The sequence below is a fragment of the Streptomyces sp. NPDC003456 genome (assembly GCF_042878735.1).
In the GTDB taxonomy this organism is placed as follows: Bacteria; Actinomycetota; Actinomycetes; order Streptomycetales; family Streptomycetaceae; genus Streptomyces.
This window is the reverse complement of the sequence record NZ_JBIAOK010000002.1, coordinates 906,378-926,405: the sequence shown is the minus strand read 5'-3', so window position 1 is coordinate 926,405 and position 20,028 is coordinate 906,378. Positions and strand designations below refer to the sequence as shown.

Genomic DNA, 20,028 nt, shown 5'->3' with positions numbered 1-20,028 from the left:
GTCGGTGGGTCTCGCTCTCTGGTTCGGTGACGGTGGTCGGTTCGGGAGGAGGCGGTCAGGGGGTGCCGGCGGTGGGGCGCGGCCCACGGGGCGGGGCGTCACCGGCGGTCGCGGGCGTGGTGGGCGATGTGCCGCAGCGCCCGGGCGAAGTCCTCGGCGACCCGGCGCACCGTGTCGGTGGCGTGCAGGGCCGGCCGGTGGTGCCAGGTGAAGGACAGCCGGCCGCGCTGCACGGCGCCGACGATCTCCAGCGGGTGGGAGCCGTGGTCGCGCGGGTCGTGGTGGCGGCCGAACGAGCCGTGCTCGGCGCGGACGAGGCCGTCGCCGGGGGTCTCCGGACGGGCGTCCCACTGTCCGAGGTAGTTGAAGACGACCTGTCCGTGGGCGGCGCGGCCGAGGCGTTCACGCACCTCGGGCGGTCCGAAGGTGCGCAGGGCGCCGAAGCCGAGGCCGTTGCCGGGTACGGCACGCAGCTGGCGGCGCACCGACTTCACCAGTGTCCGCCAGTCGCGGCCCGGGTCGAGGTCCGCGGGTTCGCAGACCCGGAGGGCGACGGGGTGGACGGTGGTGAACCAGCCGACCGTGCGCGTCAGGTCGACGCCGTCGAGGACGTCCTCCCGGCCGTGTCCCTCCAGGTCCAGGCGGACCTCCTCGTGGCCGGTCCAGCGGGCCAGGGCGAGGGCGAGGGCGGCCAGCAGCACGTCGTTGACGCGGGTGCGGTAGGCGGTCGGCGCGGCGCGCAGCAGCGCCTCGGTGTCCTCCTCGTCGATGTCGACGGTGAGGGTGTCGACGGGGCCCGTGTCGGGCCCGGCGGGCGTTTCGGCCGGGAGCGGTTCGGCGTTCACCGCCTTCTCCCAGTACGGCAGTTCGTGGTCGAGGGCGCCGGCCGCGACGTGGGCGGCGAGGCCGCGCGCCCAGTCGCGGAAGGACGTGGTGCGTTCCCCGAGGGAGACCGGTTCGCCCTGGGCGGCCTGCCGGTAGGCGGCTTCCAGGTCGTCGCGCAGGATGCGCCAGGATACGGCGTCCACGACCAGGTGGTGGGCGACCAGGAGGAGGAAGTCGGGCCGGTCCGCGGCGCCGGTGAACAGGGCCGCCCGCAGCAGCGGGCCGCGCGCGAGGTCGAAGCCGGTGTGCAGGTGGTCGGCGGTCTTCTCCATCGCCGCGTCGGCGTCGGTGGAGGTCAGGCCGCCGAGGTCGTGGCGGGTCAGGAGCCCCGCGCGGTCGGTGTCGGCCGCCGGCGGGTTGTACTGGCGCCAGCCCTCCTGGCCGGCGGTGAAGCGCATGCGCAGGGCGTCGTGGTGGTCGAGCAGGGCGTCGAGGGCCGCTTCGAGGGCGGTGACGTCCACGCCGGGGGCGAGTTCCACCAGCAGGGACTGGTTGAAGTGGGTGTGGCTGGCGCGCGGGCCGGTCAGGAACCATTCCTGGATCGGGGTGAGCGGCACCTCTCCGCTCACCGCCCGGTCGCCGGTGTGCCGGGGCGCGGCGGTGACCGCACCGGCCAGTTCGGCGAGGGTCTGGTGGGTGAACAGGTCACGGGTCGTCAGGTGCAGCCCGTCGCGCCGCAGCCGTGAGACGACCTGCATGCTGAGGATCGAGTCACCGCCCAGGTGGAAGAAGTTGTCGTGCGCCCCGACCTCGGCCACGCCGAGGACGTCGGCCCAGATGCGGGCGATGCGGCGTTCGGTGTCGGTGCGCGGTGGCGTGTGGGGTCCGGTGGCGGTGTGGGTGGGCCCCGGTTCGGGGAGCGCGCTGCGGTCGGTCTTGCCGTTCGGGGTGAGGGGCAGGTGTGCCAGCGGCACGAACGCCGACGGGATCATGTACGGCGGGAGCGATCCGGCCAGGTGGTCGCGCAGGTGCGCCACCGGCAGTGCCTCGGGGGTGCCGTCGGCGGGGACGACGTGGGCGACCAGCCGTGCGCCGGAGCGGCCGTCGGGGTCGCCGCCGCCGGCGCGCACGGTGACCACCGCGTCGCGCACCAGCGGGCTGCCGCGCAGGGCGCTCTCGATCTCGCCGGGCTCGATGCGGAAGCCGCGCAGCTTGAGCTGGGCGTCGGCGCGTCCCGCGAAGCGCAGTTCGCCGCTCGCGTCCCAGCGGGCCAGGTCGCCGGTGCGGTACATCCGCTCCCCGGGGGCGCCGAAGGGGTCGGCGACGAACCGGGCGGCGGTCAGGCCGGGCCGGCCGAGGTAGCCGCGGGCCAGCCCGGGACCGGATATGTAGAGGTCGCCGGTGACGCCGGGCGGGACGGGGCGCAGGGCGGCGTCGAGGACGCGGACCCGGGTGGCGCCGGCCGGGCGGCCGATGGGCGGGGCGCCCGTGCCCGGGGTGAGCGGGCCGGTCCAGGTGGCGACGACGGTCGCCTCGGTCGGGCCGTAGGAGTTGATCATCCGCCGGCCGGGCGCCCACCGTTCGACGAGGTGGGCCGGGCAGGCCTCGGCGCCGACGATGAGGGTGCGCAGGTGCGGCAGGGCGTCGGACGTCGCGGGGTCGACCGTCGCGAGGGCGGCGGGCGGGATCAGCGTGTGGCTGACCCGCCGCTCGGTGAGCACCTGCGCGAGGCGTTCGCCGACCAGGGGGCCCTCCTCCCCGGTGAGCAGGGTGGCGCCGCTGAGCAGGGACACGCACAGCTCCAGCACCGAGGCGTCGAAGCTGGGTGAGGCGAACTGCAGGACCCGGTCGCCGGGGCCCGCGGCGTAGCGGTCGGCGGCTCCCGCGGCGAAGGCGGCCAGGCCGCGGTGCGTCACCGTCACGCCCTTCGGGGTGCCGGTGGAGCCGGACGTGTAGATCACGTACGCCGGGTGGTCGACGGTCAGCGGGGCCGTGCGGTCGGCGTCCGTGGGCGCGGTGTCCGGGCCGTCCGCGTCCCGTACGCTCGCGAGGTCGTCCAGGACGAGCCAGGCCCCGGAGTCGCGCAGCATGAACTCCCGGCGCTGTCGCGGGTAGTCCGGGTCGACGGGCAGGAAGGCGCCGCCGGCCTTGGTGACCGCGAGCTGCGCCACGACCGTCTCGGCGCCGCGGGGCAGGGCCAGTGCCACGATCCGCTCGGGTCCCACGCCCTGCGCGATGAGCCGGTGCGCCAGCCGGTTGGCGGCGCGTTCGACGTGCGCGTACGTCATCTCCCGGCCGTCGGCGTCGGCCAGGGCCACGGCGTCGGGGGTGTGCGCGGCCTGCCTCTGGAACAGCTCCGGCAGGGTCGCCGCCGGGACCGGCCGGGCGGTGCCGCGGCCCTGCTCGAGCACGGCCTTCAGCGTCTCGTCCGTGGCCAGGGGCAGGGCGCCCAGGGGCCGGTCCGGGTCGTCGGCGACGGCGGTCAGGAGGGTGGCGAGCTGATCGGCCATGCGCGCGGCGGTGGCCGCCTCGAACAGGTCGGTGTTGTAGGTGAGCACTCCGTGCAGTTCGCCGGTGGCGGTCTCGGCGAACTCCAGGGTGAGGTCGAACGCGGCGTGCCGCAGCTCGGTGTCGACGTCGGTGACCTCCAGGCCGGGCAGGTCGAGGGCGGCGGCCGGGGCGTTCTGGAGGACCACCATGACCTGGAACAGCGGGGTGCGGCTGGTGTCGCGGACCGGCTGCACCTCGTCCACGACCTGCTCGAACGGGGCCTCCTGGTGGGCGAAGGCGTCCAGGACGGTCCCGCGGACCTCGTCGAGGAACTCGGGGAACGGGCGGCCGGGTTCGACGCGGGAGCGCAGGACGAGGGTGTTGACGAAGAATCCGACGAGGTGCTGCACCTCGGCGCGGTCGCGGCCGGAGGTGACCGTGCCGACGGTGATGTCCTCGCCGCCGGTCAGGCGGGCCAGGTAGGCCTGGGCGGCGGCGACCAGTGTGGTGAAGAGGGTGGCCTGCCGGTCGCGGCCCACCCGGGCGAGGCGCCGGGTGGTGTCGCGGGGCAGCACGAGCCGTACGGAGGCGCCGTGGTGGGTGCGTACCGGCGGACGGGGCCGGTCGGTGGGCAGGTCCAGCGTCTCCAGCCCGGCCAGGTGCTCCTTCCAGTACGCGAGGTGGTCGCCGGTGCCGCGCCCGCGCTGCCAGTGGGCGTGGTCGGCGTACTGCACCGGCAACGGCGGCAGCTCGCCCGCCGCCGCGCCGAGTGCGGCGCGGTAGAAGTGGGCGAGGTCGCCGGTGAGCACACCGGTGGACCAGCCGTCGGTGACGATGTGGTGCAGGGTGAGGGTCAGGACGTGTTCGTCGTCCGCGATCCTGATCAGCCCTGTGTGCAGCAGCGGGCCGCGCCGCAGGTCGAAGGTGCGGGCGCGCTCGGCGTCCAGCAGGTCCGCCAGCCGGGCGTCGCGTGCGCCGCCCGGCAGGGTGGACACGTCGTGCAGGGTCAGCGGCACGTCCCCGGCCGGGTGGACGATCTGCACGCCGTGGCCGTCGACCGCGTCGAAGGTGGTGCGCAGCGCCTCGTGCCGCTCGACCAGGGCGCGCAGCGCCGCCGTGAGGGCGGGTACGTCGAGCCGGCCGCGCAGCCGCAGGGCCAGCGCGGTGACGTACTCGCCGCTGCCCGGGGCGAACTCCTCAAGGAACCACAGCCGTTGCTGGGCGTACGACATCGGGGCGGGCGTGTCGCGGCTGACGGGCACGATCGCGGCGGGCGCGGGACCGCCGTTGCGTTCCTCGGTGAGCAGGGCGGCGAGGGCCTGCGGGGTCGGGTGGGTGAACACCGCGCGCGGGGACAGGTCGGTGCCGAACGCCTCGGACAGGCGGACTGCCAGCCGGATGCTCAGGATCGAGTCACCGCCCAGCTGGAAGAAGTCGTCCCGCACGCCGGGACGCGGCCCGGCCAGGACGTCGGCGAAGATCTCCACGGTGCGGCGCTCCGCGTCGGTGCGCGGCTCGGCCGGCGCGTCCTGCGACGCTCCGGCGGCGGGCTCGGGCGCCGGGAGCGCCGCCCGGTCGACCTTGCCGTTGCGGCTGAGCGGCAGGGCGGGCAGGACGACGAACGCCGACGGCACGAGGTAGTCCGGCAGGGAGCCTCGGGCGCACTCGCGCAGGGCCTCGACGTCGTCGGTGCCGACCACGTAGGCCACCAGGCGGCGGCTGCCGGGCCGGTCCTCGCGGGCCAGCACCGTCACGTCGGTGACGCCGGGGTGGCCCGCGAGGACCGCCTCGACCTCGCCCGGTTCGACGCGGAAACCGCGGATCTTCACCTGGTCGTCGGCGCGGCCGAGGAATTCCACGGTGCCGTCGGGGCGGCGGCGGGCCAGGTCGCCGGTGCGGTACATGCGGCTGCCGGGCGGGCCCGCCGGGTCGGCCGGGAAGCGCGCCGCGGTGTCGCCGGGACGGCCCAGGTAGCCGCGGGCCACGCCTTCGCCGGCGAGGTACAGCTCGCCCGGGCAGCCCGGCGGCACCGGCCGCATCCGGGCGTCGAGGACGTGGACGCGCATGTCGTCGAGCGGGCGGCCGATGGGCACCGTGTCGGGGACGGCCGCCGCGTCGGTGAGCGCGAACGACGTGGCGAACGTCGTCGTCTCGGTGGGCCCGTAGCCGTCGACGACGGTCAGGCCCGGGCAGGCGGCCAGCACGCGGCGTACGGCCGCGGCGGGCACCACGTCGCCGCCGGTCCACACCTGGCGCAGCCCGGTGAAGCAGTCCGGCGCGTCCTGCGCCAGCAGCCGGAAGAGCCCTGCGGTCAGCCACAGCGTGCTCAGGGCGGTGTCGCGGACCAGGCGCCGCAGCAGCGCGGCGTCCAGCGGCTGCGGGGGTGCCACGACGACGCAGCCGCCGGTGAGCAGCGGTGCCCAGACCTCGAAGGTGGCGGCGTCGAAGGCCACCGGGGAGTGCAGCAGCACCCGTTCGCACACACCGCCGGTGAAGCGGCTGTCGGTGGCGAGGGCGGCCACGTCGCGGTGGCGCACGGCGACCGCCTTCGGTTCGCCGGTCGACCCGGAGGTGAACATCACGTAGGCGAGCCGGTCGGGGTCCGCGGGTGCGGCGGCGGGCGCGTCCGGCACGGGGGTACGGGCGGCGGTGACGTCCGCGGCGGACAACTGGACGGTCGCGCCCGCGCGTGCGATCAGCGTGCGGCGCCGGTCCTCGGGGGCGCGGGCGTCCACGGGCACGTAGGCGCCGCCCGCCTTGAGGACGGCGAGCTGGGCGGCGACGAGTGCGGCGCCGCGGTCCATCAGCAGGGCCACCCGGTCCTCGGCCCGCAGTCCGTCGGCGAGGAGCCGGGAGGCCACGGCGTCGGACCACCGGTCCAGTTGGCGGTACGTCAGCTCGGTGTCGCCGTCGCGCAGCGCGGGTGCCTCGGGGGTACGGCGGGCCTGCGCGGCGAACAGGTCGACGGGACTGCCCGGTTCGGTCCGGCGGGCGGTGGTGCCCCACCGGTCCAGCAGGGCGTGGTCGGCCTCGGTCAGCACCTCCGTGCCGGTGACGTCGGCGCCGGTCTCCAGGGCGTCGGCGAGGGCGCGCAGGACGACCGCGAGGCGGTCCGCGAGGCGTTCGGCGGTGTCCGCGTCGAACAGGCCGTCGTCGTAGGCGAGGTCGAGGCCGAGACGGTCGCCGAGGTGGGCGCGCAGGCACAGCGGGAAGGTGGGCGCGTCCTCGGCGCGCACCTCTTCCACGTGCACGCCCGTGCGGGCCGCGGCGGACTCGTCGACGGGGTAGTTCTCGAACACCACCATGCTGTCGAACAGGGCCTCGCCGGCCGGGGTGTCGCTCAGGGCCTGGATGCGGGGCAGGGCGAGGAAGTCGAAGCGCCGGGTGTCGCTCTGGCGGTCCTGCACCTCGCGCAGCCAGGACGCCGCTCCCCCGCCCGTGACACGGACGCGGGTGGGCACGGTGTTGATGAATATGCCGATCATCGACTCCACGCCGGGCAGTTCGGCGGGGCGCCCGGAGACGGTGGTGCCGAACACGACGTCGTCGCGGCCGCTGTGGCGGGCCAGGAGCAGCGCCCAGGCGCCCTCGATCACGGTGTTCACCGTGAGCCCGGCCCGGGCGGCGCCCTGCCGCAGCCGTGCCGACAGGTCCTCGTCCAGCCGCCGGCCGGTCACGGCGGCGGCGCGGGCGCGGTGCTCCTCGGCCGGCGTGCGGTCGTACGGCAGCGGGGTGCGGTCCGTGAACCCGGCGAGGGTCTCGGCCCAGTGGGCCTCGGCGGCGGTCTCGTCCTGGTCGTGCAGCCAGCGCAGGAAGTCCGCGAACGGGCGCCGGACCGGCGCGGGGGCCGCCCGGCCGCCGGCGAGGGCGGCGTAGCGCTCGCACACCTCGGTGAGCAGCTGTCCGGTGCTCCAGCCGTCCAGGATCAGGTGGTGGGAGGACCACAGCAGCAGGATCTCGTCGCCGGGCAGCGCGGCCAGGGTGATGCGGGTGAGCGGTGCGGTGGTCAGGTCCGTGCCCGCCGCACGGTCGGCGGCCAGGAGCTCCCCGGTGGCCTCCGCGCGCTCCTCGGGGGTGAGGCCGCGCCAGTCCAGGTGGGTGACGGGCAGCTCCACGCGCCGGTGCACGACCTGCACGGGGTGCGGCAGGCCCCGCCAGTGGACGCTGGTGCGCAGGGCCTCGGTGCGGTCGGCGACCTGTTGCCAGGCGGCGGCGAAGCCCCGCGGGTCGCTCACCCCGGACAGGCGCACGGCCACCCGGTCCGCGTAGGCGCCGGCCGTGTCGACCAGGCCGTGGAAGAGCATGCCGGCCTGCAGCGGTGTCAGCGGCAGCACGTCGGCCACGTGCCGGCCGTCGCCCACCAGGCGGTCCAGTTCGCTCTGGCCGAGCCCGGCGAGCGGGAAGTCCGACGGGGTGCGGCCGCCCGCGTCCGGGCGGGCGCAGTGCGCCGCGATCTCGCGCAGCCCGGCGCACATCTCCTCCGCGAGGGCCCGGACGGTGGAGGCGTCGTAGACACCCGGCGGATAGGTCCAGCCGAGTTCGAGCCGGCCGTCCTGGACCACTCCGGTGATGTCCAGCAGGTAGGGCCGGGGGGCGTCGGGGTCGGTGTCGGAGCCTGCCGGGGGCAGGGCTGCGCCGTACAGGCCGCTGCCGCCGCCGTCGGCGTCCCACCGGCCGTGGTAGTTGAAGCCGACCTGGGGCGCCGGGGCGCCGGCCAGCGGGTTGTCGGGCAGCAGGTGGCGCAGCGCGCCGTGGCTCAGGCCGTGCAGGGGCACCGCGCGCAGCTGCTCCTTGACCGAGCGCAGGGTGTCGTGCCAGCCGGCGTCGGGGTCGACGGTCAGCGCGAGGGGGAACTCGGCGGTGAACCAGCCGACCGTGCGGGACAGGTCCAGGTCGTCGAAGAGCTCCTCGCGGCCGTGGCCCTCCACGCCGACCAGGACGCTGTCGCGCTCGCACCAGCGGGCCAGGGTGCGGCCGAGGGCGCTGAGCAGGACGTCGTTCACCTGGGTGCGGTAGACCTCCGGGACGTGCCGCAGCAGCGCCTCGGTGGTCTCCGGTTCCAGTGCCACGGTGATCGTGGCGGCTGAGCGGTGGGTGTTGGGGCCGGGCCGTCCCGCGGGCAGGTCGGCGGGGGCCTCGGTGGTGCGCTGCCAGTGGTCCAGGTCGCCGTCCAGGGCGCCGGAGCGGGTGTGGGCCTCCAGCCGGGCCGCCCAGTGGCCGTACGCGGTGGTGGCCGGGGGCAGCTCGACGGGATGTCCGGCGGCGGCCTGCCGGTATGCGGTCTCCAGGTCGGCCAGCAGGATCCGCCAGGAGACACCGTCGACGGCCAAGTGGTGCACGATGAAGAGCAGTTGGGCGGGCACGTGCGGGCCGCGGTCGAGGACCAGGACGCGCGCCACCCGGCCTTCGGTGGGGTCGAGGCAGGTGCGGGCCTCGTCCGCGAGGCGGGCTGCCTCGGCGTCCAGTGCGGGGCCGTCCAGGCCGGTCACGTCGTGGTGGGCGACGATGCCGTCCTGCGCAGCGGGCAGGACCTCCTGGCGCCAGCCGTCCTCGGTGCGCCGGAAGCGGGTGCGCAGCGCCGGGTGGTGGCGTACGAGGGCGTCGACGGCGGTGGACAGGGCCGGCAGGTCGGTCCCGGGGGCGAGTTCGAGGCGCTGCGACATGGTGAAGCGCAGCGGGTCGCCGGGGCGGCGGCCGTCGAGGTACCAGTGCTGAATGGGGGTGAGCGGCGCCTCGGCGGGGGCCGTGGTGTCGGTGGTGACCGGCGCCGACTCGGTGACGCGCAGGGCGAGTTCGGCGACCGTCTGGTGGCGGAAGACGTCCTTGGTGGTCAGGGCGAGTCCGGCCCGGCGGGCCCGGGAGACGATCTGGATGCTGAGGATCGAGTCGCCGCCGAGCGCGAAGAAGTTGTCGCGCGCGCCCACCCGTTCGACGCGCAGGACGTCCGCCCAGATCCCGGCCAGTGTCTCTTCGGTGCCGGGGCGGGGGGCGACGTACGTGGCGGTGGTGCCGGGCTGCGCGGGCGGGGCGGGCAGGGCGCGCCGGTCGGTCTTGCCGCTGGTGGTGCGGGGGATGCGGGTCAGCGGCACGAACGCCGCCGGCACCATGTGGTCCGGCAGGGTGCGCCGCAGCGCCAGGCGCAGCTCGTCGGCGCTCGGGGCGGTGTCCCCGGTGGGCACCAGGTACGCCACGAGCATCAGCCGACCCGCGTGGTCGCGTGCCGTGACGACGGCGTCGGCGACGTCCGGGTGGGCGAGCAGCGCGGCCTCGACCTCGCCGGGCTCGATGCGGAACCCGCGGATCTTGATCTGTTCGTCGGCGCGGCCGAGGAACTCCAGCACCCCCCGTTCGTCGCGGCGCGCGCGGTCTCCGGTGCGGTACATCCGCTCCCCCGGCGCGCCGAACGGGTTGGCGAGGAACCGCCCGGCGGTCAGGCCGGGGCGGCCCAGGTAGCCGCGGGCGATCTGCGCGCCGGCGAGGTACAGCTCGCCGGGCGTGCCGGGCGGCACCGGGCGCAGGGTCGCGTCGAGGACGTAGGCGCGCAGATTGGCGCCGGGCCGTCCGACGACCGGCCGGCCGGGGTGGTCGGTGACGCGCCCGTAGGTGGCGTCGACGGTGCACTCCGTGGGGCCGTACATGTTGTAGGCGGTGACGCCGAGTGCGGCTGCGGCGCACAGCTCGCGCCAGGTGCCGGGGCCCGTCGCCTCGCCGCCGACGAGCAGGACGCGGGGGTGGTGGCGGCCGGGTGCGAGGAGTCCGGCGGCGAGCAGTTCGCGCAGGAACGACGGGGTGACGTTGACCAGGTCGAGGCGCCGTTCGGTGATCTGCGCGCAGAACGCCTCGGGGTCCAGGCGTACGTCGTCGTCGACGAGGTGGACCTCCTGGCCGAGGGCGAGCAGCAGCGGCCCCTCCCAGGAGGTGTCGAAGGAGAAGGAGGCGCTGAGCGCGGCGCGCAGCCGCTGCCCGTCCGCGGTGTGCGGGGCGACGAGGCCGTCGCGGTGGTCGAGGCAGAGGTTGACCAGGTGGCGGTGTTCCACGACGACGCCCTTGGGGCGGCCCGTGGAGCCCGAGGTGTAGACGATGTAGGCGGCGTGGTCGGGGCGCAGCGGGGCCGGGCGGTCCTGGTCGGTGGGGTCGTGGGCGGGCAGCCGGTCCCAGGGGACGACGGCCAGCGCGTCGGCGGTGAGCACGGTGTGCGGGGCGGCGTCCTCGAGGAGCCCGGCGGCGCGTGCGGCGGGCAGGTCGGGGTCGAGGTACAGCAGGGTGGCGCCGGCCTTGGCGACGGCGAGGACCGCCACCATCAGCTCGCAGGTGCGCGGCAGCCGGACCGCGGCCACCCGCTCGGGGCCGGCGCCCCGGGCCAGCAGGTGGTGGGCGAGCCGGTTGGCGCGCTCGTTCAGGGCGGCGAAGTCGAGGGTGGCGTCCCGGGCCACCAGCGCGGTGGCGCGCGGGGTGCGGGCGGCCTGGGCCTCGAACAGGGCGGGGAAGGTGGTGTCCGGGACGGTGAGGCGCGCTCCCTGCCCGTCGTGCAGGACCTGCCGCCGCTCCTCGGGGGTCATCAGCTCCAGCGCCCGCACGTCGCGGTCGGGGTTCCGCGCCGCCGCTTCCAGCAGCAGGCGGAGACGGGCGGCCAGGCGGCGGACGGTGTGCTCGTCGAACAGGCCGGTGTCGTACTCCAGATGGCCGGTGACGCCGCCGTCGCTCTCGACGAAGTCGAAGGCCAGGTCGAAGGTGGCGTGCCGGACCGGCGGCAGGACCGGTTCGGCCTCCAGGCCCGGCAGCGCGGGGGCTTGGGCGCCCAGGTTGTGCAGGGCGACCATGACCTGGAACAGCGGGGTGCGGCTGGTGTCACGTTCGGGCTGGAGGGCGTCCACCAGCCGTTCGAAGGGCACGTCCTGGTGGGCGAACGCGTCCAGGACGGTGCCGCGCACCTGCTGGAGCAGAGCGCGGAACGACGTGCCGGGGCGGACCTCGTTGCGCAGCACCAGCGTGTTGACGAACATGCCGACGACGTCGTGCAGTTCGGGCCGCTCGCGGCCCGCGGTGACGGTGCCGACGGCGAAGTCGTCCTGGTCGGCCCAGCGGGACAGCAGCACCGTGCACGCGGTGAGCAGGGTCATGTAGAGGGTGGCGTCGGCCTCCCGGCCCTGTGCGCGCAGCCGGTCGGTCAGCTCGGCGGGCAGGGTGAAGGTGACGAGCGCGCCGTCGCGGGTGCGTACGGCGGGGCGCGGCCGGTCGGTGGGCAGCTCCAGCGGCGGGACGCCGGCCAGCTGCTCGCGCCAGTGGGCGAGTTGGCGCTCGACCTGGTCGGTGCGGGCGCGTTGCCAGGCGGCGTGGTCCGCGTACCGGACGGGCAGCTCGGGGAGTTCGGGGCGGCGGCCTTCGCGGGCGGCGGCGTACAGCTCGCCCAGGTCGCGGCCGAGGACGCCGAGCGACCAGCCGTCGGTGACGATGTGGTGGACCGCGAGGGCCAGCACGTGCTCGTCGTCCGCCGTGCGGGCCAGGCGGGCGCGCAGCAGCGGCCCGGCCGCCAGGTCGAAGGGCGTGGCGGCCTCGCGCTCCAGCAGCTCGTCCAGCGCGGCGCGCGGGTCGGGGGCGGCGGTGAGGTCGTCCACGGTGAGGGCGGCCGGGTGCGGTGGGTGCACCGACTGCCGTGGCTGTCCGTCCTGTTCGGCGAAGGTGGTGCGCAGGGCCTCGTGGCGGGCGACGAGGCCGTCCAGCGCGGTGCGCAGGGCCCGCTCGTCGAGCGGGCCGCGCAGGCGCAGCACGGACAGGGTCGTGTACTCGGTGCTGCCGGGCTCGAACCGGTCGAGGAACCACAGGCGTTGCTGGGCGTACGACAGCGGCGCCGGGGTCTGCGGCGCGGTCACCGGGATGGCGTCGGCCGGCGGTGCGCAGGGGTCGCCGCCCGGGTCGCCCAGTTCGGCGGCGAGCGCGGACACCGTGCTGTGGGTGAAGAGCAGCCGCGGGGAGACGTCGGGCCCGAACGCGGTGCGCAGCCGGGCGGTGACGCGGACGGCGAGGATGGAGTCGCCGCCGAGCGCGAAGAAGTCGTCCCCGGCGTGCACCTCCTCGATCCCGAGGACGTCCGACCAGGCGGCGGCGACGGCCCGTTCGGCGGGGGTGCGCGGTGCGGTCCGGTCGGTGTCGGCGGCGTAGCCGTCCGCCGTGGGGGCGGGCAGGGCGCGCCGGTCGAGCTTTCCGTTGACGGTGAGCGGGAGCGCGTCCATCGGGACGTAGGCGGCGGGCACCATGTGGGCGGGCAGCAGCCGCTCCAGGTGGGCGCGCAGCTCGGCCGCCGGGGGTGTGTCGCCGCCGGCGCCGACGACGTGCGCGACCAGCCGGCGGGTGCCGGAGGTGTCCTCGAACACGCCGACGGCGGTGTCGGCGACAGCGGGGTGGGCGTGCAGGGCGGCCTCGATCTCGCCGGGCTCGATGCGGTAGCCGCGGATCTTCACCTGGGCGTCCGCGCGCCCCAGGTACTCCAGGGTGCCGTCGGGCCGCCACTTCGCCCGGTCGCCGGTGCGGTACATGCGGCTGCCGGCCGGGCCGAACGGGTCGGCGAGGAACCGGGTCGCGGTCAGGCCGGGTCGGCCCAGGTAGCCGCGGGCCAGGCCCTCACCCGCCACGTACAGCTCGCCGGTCGCGCCCGGCGGCAGGGGTGCCAGGTCCGCGTCGAGCACGTACACCCGGAGGTCGGGTATGCCGACGCCGATGGGGCCGGCGGGGCCGCGGGCGGCGGTGGCGGGGTCGAGCGGGGCGTGGGTGACGTGCACGGTGGTCTCGGTGATGCCGTACATGTTCACCAGGCGCGGGGTGTCGGCGGGGTGGCGGGCCCACCAGTCGGCCAGCCGGCCGACGTCCAGGGCCTCACCGCCGAAGATCACGGTGCGCAGGGCGAGGCGGGCCCCGGTGCCGGGGTGTTCGGCGTCGGCCCGGACGAGCGGGTAGAACGCCGAGGGCGTCTGGTTGAGGACGGTGACCCCTTCGTCGGCCAGCAGCCGCAGGAAGTCCTCCGGGGAGCGGGCGGTCTCGTCGGGCACGACGACGAGCCGGCCCCCGTGCAGCAGGGGGCCCCACAGCTCCCACACGGAGAAGTCGAACGCGTAGGAGTGGAACAGCGTCCACACGTCGTCCGGGCCGAAGCCGAACCACGGGCGGGTGCGGGTGAACAGCCGCACCACGTTGGCGTGCGGGATCACCACGCCCTTGGGGCGGCCGGTGGAGCCGGAGGTGTAGATGGCGTAGGCGGGGCTCTCCGGGAGGGGGCGGCGGGCCGTTGCGGGTCCCGTGGCCGGGCGGCGGGCGAGGTCGGCCTCCTCGTCCGGGGCGTCGAGCAGGACGACGGGCACACCGGCGCCGTCGACGCGGGCCGCGGTGTCGCGGGTGGTGACCAGGGTGACGGGGGTGGCGTCGGCGAGGAGGTGGGCGATGCGTTCGGCGGGTGAGGCCGGGTCGATCGGCAGGTAGGCCGCGCCGGTCTTCAGCACGGCGAGGACCGCGACGACCTGGTCGGTGGAGCGGGGCAGGGCGAGGGCGACGAACCGCTCGGGTCCGGCGCCGAGTTCGGCGAGCCGGTGGGCGAGGCGGCCGGCGCGGGCGTCGAGGGTCGCGTAGTCCAGGTGCTCGGTGCCGCAGGTGACGGCGGTGGTGGCGGGGGTGCGGGCGGCCTGCGCCTCGAACAGGTCCACCAGGGTCTCGGCAGGACGGCCGGACTCGGTGCCGTTCCAGTCGGTGAGGATGCGGTGCCGTTCCTCGGCCGTCGTCCAGGCCAGGGCGCGCAGCGGCCGGTCGGTGCCGTCGGCCAGTCCGGTGAGGAGCAGGCACAGCCGGCCGGCGAGCGCGCGGACGGTCGCCTCGTCGAAGAGGTCGGGATCGTAGGCGAGGTCGAAGCCGAGGCGTTCGCCGTGGTAGGCGCGCAGGACGAGCGGGTAGTTGGTGGCGTCGCGGGAGGTCACCTCGGCCAGGCGGATCCCGGACCCGGCCGTGCGGGCCTCGTCGAAGGGGTAGTTCTCGAAGGCGACCATGCTGTGGAAGAGCGGGCTGCCGGACGGCACGTCGCTGAGCTGGGTCAGCTCGGCGAGGGAGGCGGCGGCGAACCGTCTCGACTCGGCCTGGGCGTCCTGCAGTTCGCGCAGCCAGGCCCCGGCGGTCCGGGCGGGGTCGACGCGGACCCGGGTGGGCACGGTGTTGATGAACATGCCGACCATCGACTCGACGCCGGGCAGGTCGTCGGGCCGCCCGGAGACGGTGGTGCCGAACACCACGTCGTCCTCGGCGGCGTAGCGGGACAGCAGCAGGGCCCAGGCGCCCTGGACGAGCGTGTTGAGGGTGACTCCGGCCGCGCGGGCGGTGCGCGCGAGGCGGGTCGACGCCTCCGTGTCCAGGCCGGCCGTGAGCACCTCGGCGGAGCGGGCCCGGTGGGCCTCGCGCAGGGGCCGGTCGACGGGCAGGGGGGTGGGTTCGGCGAAGGCGGCGAGGACGCCCTGCCAGTGGGCGCGGGCGGCGTCGGGATCCTGGTCGGCCAGCCAGCGCACGTAGTCGCCGAAGGGGCGCCGCAGCGGCGGGCGGGGCTCGGTGCCGGCGGTGAGCGCCGCGTACTCCTCGCACACCTCGGTCAGCACCTGGGCCAGGCTCCAGCCGTCCAGGATCAGGTGGTGGGACGTCCACAGCAGGTGCAGCCGGGCGCCGGGCAGCCGGACCAGGGTCAGCCGCATCAGGGGCGCGGCGGCCAGGTCGATGCCCCGGGCCAGGTCGTCGGCGCGCAGCCGGGCCAGGCGCTCGGCGCGTTCCGCCTCGTCCAGGTCGCGCCAGTCGAGGTGGGTGACCGGCACCCGTACGTCGCGGCGCACGACCTGGAGCGGCACGGGGACGTCCTCCCAGACCACGCAGGTGCGCAGGGCGGGCGTGCGGTCGGTGACGCGCTGCCAGGCGACGGCGAGGGCGTGCGGGTCCGTCACGCCGTCGAGCAGCAGGCCCGCCTGGTCGACGTAGACGTCGTCGGGGCCGCCGACCAGCCGGTGGAAGAGCATGCCCTCCTGGAGCGGGGTGAGCGGCAGGACGTCCTCCACGCCGCGGCCGTCGCCGACGAGGCGGTCCAGGCGGTCCTGGTCGAGGCGGGCCAGCGGGAAGTCGGACGGGGTGCGGCCGCCCGCGCCGGGGCGGGCGCAGTGCTCGGTGATCGCGGCGAGCGCCTCGGTCATGCCGTCGGCGAGAGCGCGGACGGTGTCCTCGTCGTGCACCCGGTCGCTGTAGTGCCAGGTGAGGTGCAGCTCGCCGTCGGTGACCAGGGCGGAGACGTCCAGCAGGTGGTCCAGGGGCGCGTCGGGAGCGATGTCGCGGCCGGGTGCCTCGCCCGCCGGGGCGAAGTCGCCGCCCTCGGGGGCCTCCCACCGGCCGTGGTAGTTGAAGCTGATCTGCGGCAGCGGCACGTCCCGCAGGGCGCGGGCGGCCGGGTCGGGCGAGCCGAGGCGGGCCAGCGCGTCGTGGCTCAGGCCGTGCCGGGGCACGGACCGCAGCCGCTCCTTCACGGCCTTGAGGGTGGCACCCCAGTCGGGCGCCCCGGCCGGTCCGGCGGGCGTGAGGGTGACGGGGTACTGGGCGGTGAACCAGCCGACCGTGCGGGACAGGTCCAGCGTGTCGTCCTCGCGGCCGTGCCCCTCCAGCAGGACGGTCACCCGCTCGGCGCCCGTCCAGTCGGCGAGGACCCGGCCGAGCGCGCCGAGCAGCACGTCGTTGACCTGGGTGCGGTAGACGGCGGGCACCCGGCGCAGCAGCGCCTCGGTGGTGGCGCGGTCCACGCGGGTGGTGAGGGTGCGGACCGAGCCGGCGAGCGGGGTGCCCGGGCGGTCCACGGGCAGCGGGGTGCGGGGCTCGGCGGCCTCGGCCGTCCAGTGCGGCAGGTCCGCGTCGAGCTCGCCGTCGCGCACCCGGCGCGCGAGGTGCGCGGCCCAGTCGGTGAACGGCGTGGCGACGGGCTCCAGCCGGATGGCCTCTCCCCCGGCGGCCTGCCGGTAGGCCTCGGCCAGGTCGGCGAGCAGGATGCGCCAGGAGACGCTGTCCACGGCCAGGTGGTGGGCAGCCACGAAGAGCCGGGGCCGCTCGCCGCTGCGGGTGAACAGGGCTGCGCGCAGCAGGGCGCCGGTCTGCGGGTCCAGTGCGGCGCGGGCGGCCTCGGCGGCCCGTTCGCGCTCGGCGGCCGGGTCGGCGGCGCCGGAGAGGTCGTGGCGGGTGAGCAGCCCGGTGGCCGGGCCCTCGCCGGGGTGCTGGAGCCAGGTGTCCCCCGAGCGGGCGAAGCGGGTGCGCAGTGCCGGGTGGTGGGCGGCCAGCGCCTCCAGGGCCCGGGCGAGCGCCGGCTCGTCGAGGTCGTGCGGCAGGTCGAGCAGCATCGACATGGTGAAGTGGCGCAGCGGGCCGTGGGTGGCGAGGAACCACTCCTGTACGGGCGTCAGCGGCGCCGGGCCCTGCTCGGCGGGGCGGCGGGGCGCGGGCACCTGCGGGGTGCGCCCGGACGCGGCGGCGGCCAGGTCGGCGACGGTCTGGTGGCGGAAGACGTCCCGCGAGGTCAGGTGCAGCCCGGCCGCGCGGGCGCGGGAGACGGCCTGGATGCTGAGGATGGAGTCGCCGCCCAGCTCGAAGAAGTTGTCCGTCACGCCGACCCGGCGGGCGCCCAGCACCTCGGCCCAGATGCCGGCGAGGATCTCCTCCTCGGGGGTGCGCGGGGCGACGAACTCCCGCTCCTGCTCGGCGCCCTCGAAGTCGGGGGCGGGCAGGGCACGCCGGTCGACCTTGCCGCTGACGGTCATCGGCAGCGCGTCGAGCACCGTGAAGGAGGACGGCACCATGTGGTCGGGCAGCACCCGCCGTACGGCGGACCGTACGTCGCCCGCGACAGGCGGCGCGGCGGGGTCGGCGGGGACGAGGTGGGCGGCGAGCCGGATGTGGCCGTGCGGGTCGGTGACGGCGACGACCGCGGCGGCGGCGACCTCGGGCAGGTCGGTCAGGGCCGCCTCGACCTCGCCGGGCTCGATGCGGTGGCCGCGCACCTTGACCTGGTCGTCGGCGCGCCCCAGGTAGTCCAGGCGCCCGTCGGCGCTCCAGCGGGCCAGGTCGCCGGTGCGGTACATGCGGGTGCCGGGCGGCCCGAACGGGTCGGGCAGGAACCGTGCCGCCGTCAGTCCCGGCCGCCCGCTGTAACCGCGGGCCAGTTGCACACCGGCCAGGTACAGCTCGCCTCCGACGCCGGGCGGCACGGGCCGCAGCCGGTCGTCGAGGACGTAGGCGCGCACGTTGGGCAGCGGCCGGCCCACAGTCGGCCGGCTGTCGCCCTCGATCCGGCAGGCCAGCGCGTCGACGGTGCACTCGGTGGGCCCGTAGAAGTTGTACGCCGCCACGTCCTGCCGCGCCGCCAGCTCCCGCCACAGGGCCGGTCCGACGGCCTCCCCGCCGAGCATGAGGACGCGCGGGCGGTGGCGCGGGTCGGTGAGCAGCCCGGCGGGCAGCAGCTGGCGCAGGTAGGTGGGGGTGAGGTCGAGGAAGTCGATGCGGTGCTCGACGACGTACTCGACCAGCGCGGCGGCGTCCAGCCGGGTCGCCTCGTCGACCAGGTGCAGCGGGTGGCCGTCGGCCATCAGCAGCACGCCCTCCAGGGACGTGTCGAAGGAGAACGACGCCGTGAGGGCCACGTTCAGCGGCCCGCCGCCGGCCTCGGCGACGAACCCTTCGCGGTGACCCGCGAGCAGGTTCGCCAGCGACCGGTGCGCCACCGCGACGCCCTTGGGGCGGCCGGTGGAGCCGGAGGTGTAGATGACGTAGGCGGTGGTGTCGGGGTGCGGGGGCGCCGACGGGCCGCCGGTGATGCCGTCGTGCGAGTCGTCGGCCTCCCGCAGGGCGGCCTCGTCGAGGACGAGCGCGGGCCGCGCGTCGTCCAGCAGGAACCGCACCCGGTCCTCGGGCAGCGCCGGATCCAGGGGCAGGTAGCCGGCGCCGGCCTTCCAGACGGCGAGGATCGCCACGATCATGTCGGCGGTGCGCGGCAGTCGCAGGGCGACCAGGCGTTCGGGGCCGGCTCCCCGCGCCACCAGGTGACGGGCCAGGCGGTCGGCGCGCGCGTCGAGCGTCGCGCGGTCCAGGCGCTCGTCGCCGGCGACGAGGGCGGTGGCGTGCGGGGTGCTCGCCGCCTGCCGGGCGAACAGCTCGGGCAGGGTCTCCTCGGGCACCGGGCGTGCGGTGGCGTTCCAGTCGCACGTCACCTGCCGCTCCTGCTCGGGCGAGAGCAGGGGCAGGGCGCCGAGCGGCCGGTCGGGGTGGGCGGCGGCGCCCTCCAGCGTGCGCAGCAGCTGGTCCGCCATGCGCGCGGCCGTGGCGGCGTCGAAGAGGTCGGTGCGGTACTCCAGCAGGCCGGTCAGCCCGTCCGCGCCGGGCACGAACTCGACGCTCAGGTCGAAGGTGGCGGCCCTCCGGGGCACGGCGACCGGGGAGGCGGTCAGGCCGTGCGGGTCGGGCGCGGTGGGCGGCGCGGGGTGCAGCAGGACCATCACGTCGAACAGGGGGTTGCGGCCCGCCTCGCGGGTCGCGCCGACGGCCTCCACCAGCCGCTCGAACGGCGTGTCGCCGTGTGCGAAGGCGTCGTTGACGGTGTCGGCGGCGGCGGTGAGCAGGTCCCGGAAGGTGCCGCTCGTCTCGACGCGGGTGCGCAGCGCGACCGTGTTCACGAAGAATCCGACGGCCCGCTCCAGGTCGGTGCGACCGCGCCCGGGGGTGAGCGAGCCGACGGTGATGTCGTCCTGCCCGGACCAGCGGGCCAGCAGGGTCTGGCAGGCGGCGACCAGCGCGGTGAACAGGGTGGTGTGCCGGTCGGCCGCGAGCTGCTTCAGGCGGGCGGTGGTGGCGGCGGGGACGGTGAAGGTGTGCACCGCGCCCGCGCCGGACTCCTCACCGGTGCGCGGGCGGTCCAGCGGCAGTTCGGGGGCGACCGCGCCCGACAGCTTCTCCTTCCAGTGCGCCAGGTGGCGTTCCAGCCGGGCACCGGAGAGCTGCTCGCGCTGCCAGACGGCGAAGTCCGGGTACTGCGTGGCCACCGGCGGGAGGTCGGGGCTCGCGCCCCGGGCGAGGGCGTCGTAGGCGGTGCACAGCTCGTCCAGCAGGACGCCCATGGACCAGCCGTCGGTGACGATGTGGTGGGCCGTCAGCAGCAGGACGTGCGTGTCGGGGTCCTCCCGGAGCAGCAGGGCGCGCAGCAGCGGTCCGGCCTCCAGGTCGAAGGGCCGCTCGTACTCGGCGAGCAGGGCCGCCTCCACGGCGGACCCGGCCTCGCCCGTGAGGTCCCGCAGGGGCAGCGGCAGCGGCCCGGCGGGGTGCACGGTCTGCGCGGGGGTGCCGTCGTGCTCCTCGAACGTGGTGCGCAGCGCCTCGTGCCGCGCCACCACGTGCTCCAGGGCGGAGGCCAGTGCGGCGCGGTCGAGGGCGCCGGTCAGGCGCAGCGCCACGGCGCTGTTGTAGCGCGGGTCGCCGGGGCGCAGCCGGTCGAGGAACCACAGGCGCTGCTGCGCGAAGGACAGCGGCAGCGGCCGGGTCCGGTCGGCGCGCGGGACGGCCTGCCGGGCGGTGCCGGCGGCGCCCGCCGCGGCCCGTCCGGCCAGCCGGCGGCGGAGTGCTTCCTGGAGGTCCTGCGGGAGGGCCTCGGCACGGTTTCGCTTCGAAGACGTCATGGTC

At 76.3% G+C, this 20,028-nt stretch carries 1 protein-coding gene; it reads right to left on the bottom strand.

What is annotated here, in order from left to right; all coding sequences use genetic code 11:
• Positions 1 to 98: 98 nt before the first annotated feature.
• On the bottom strand, positions 99 to 20,024 hold the full coding sequence (locus ACFYWG_RS09680) for a non-ribosomal peptide synthase/polyketide synthase (RefSeq protein ID WP_389200374.1): 19,926 nt from the start codon (positions 20,022 to 20,024) through the stop codon (positions 99 to 101).
• Positions 20,025 to 20,028 lie beyond the last annotated feature (4 nt).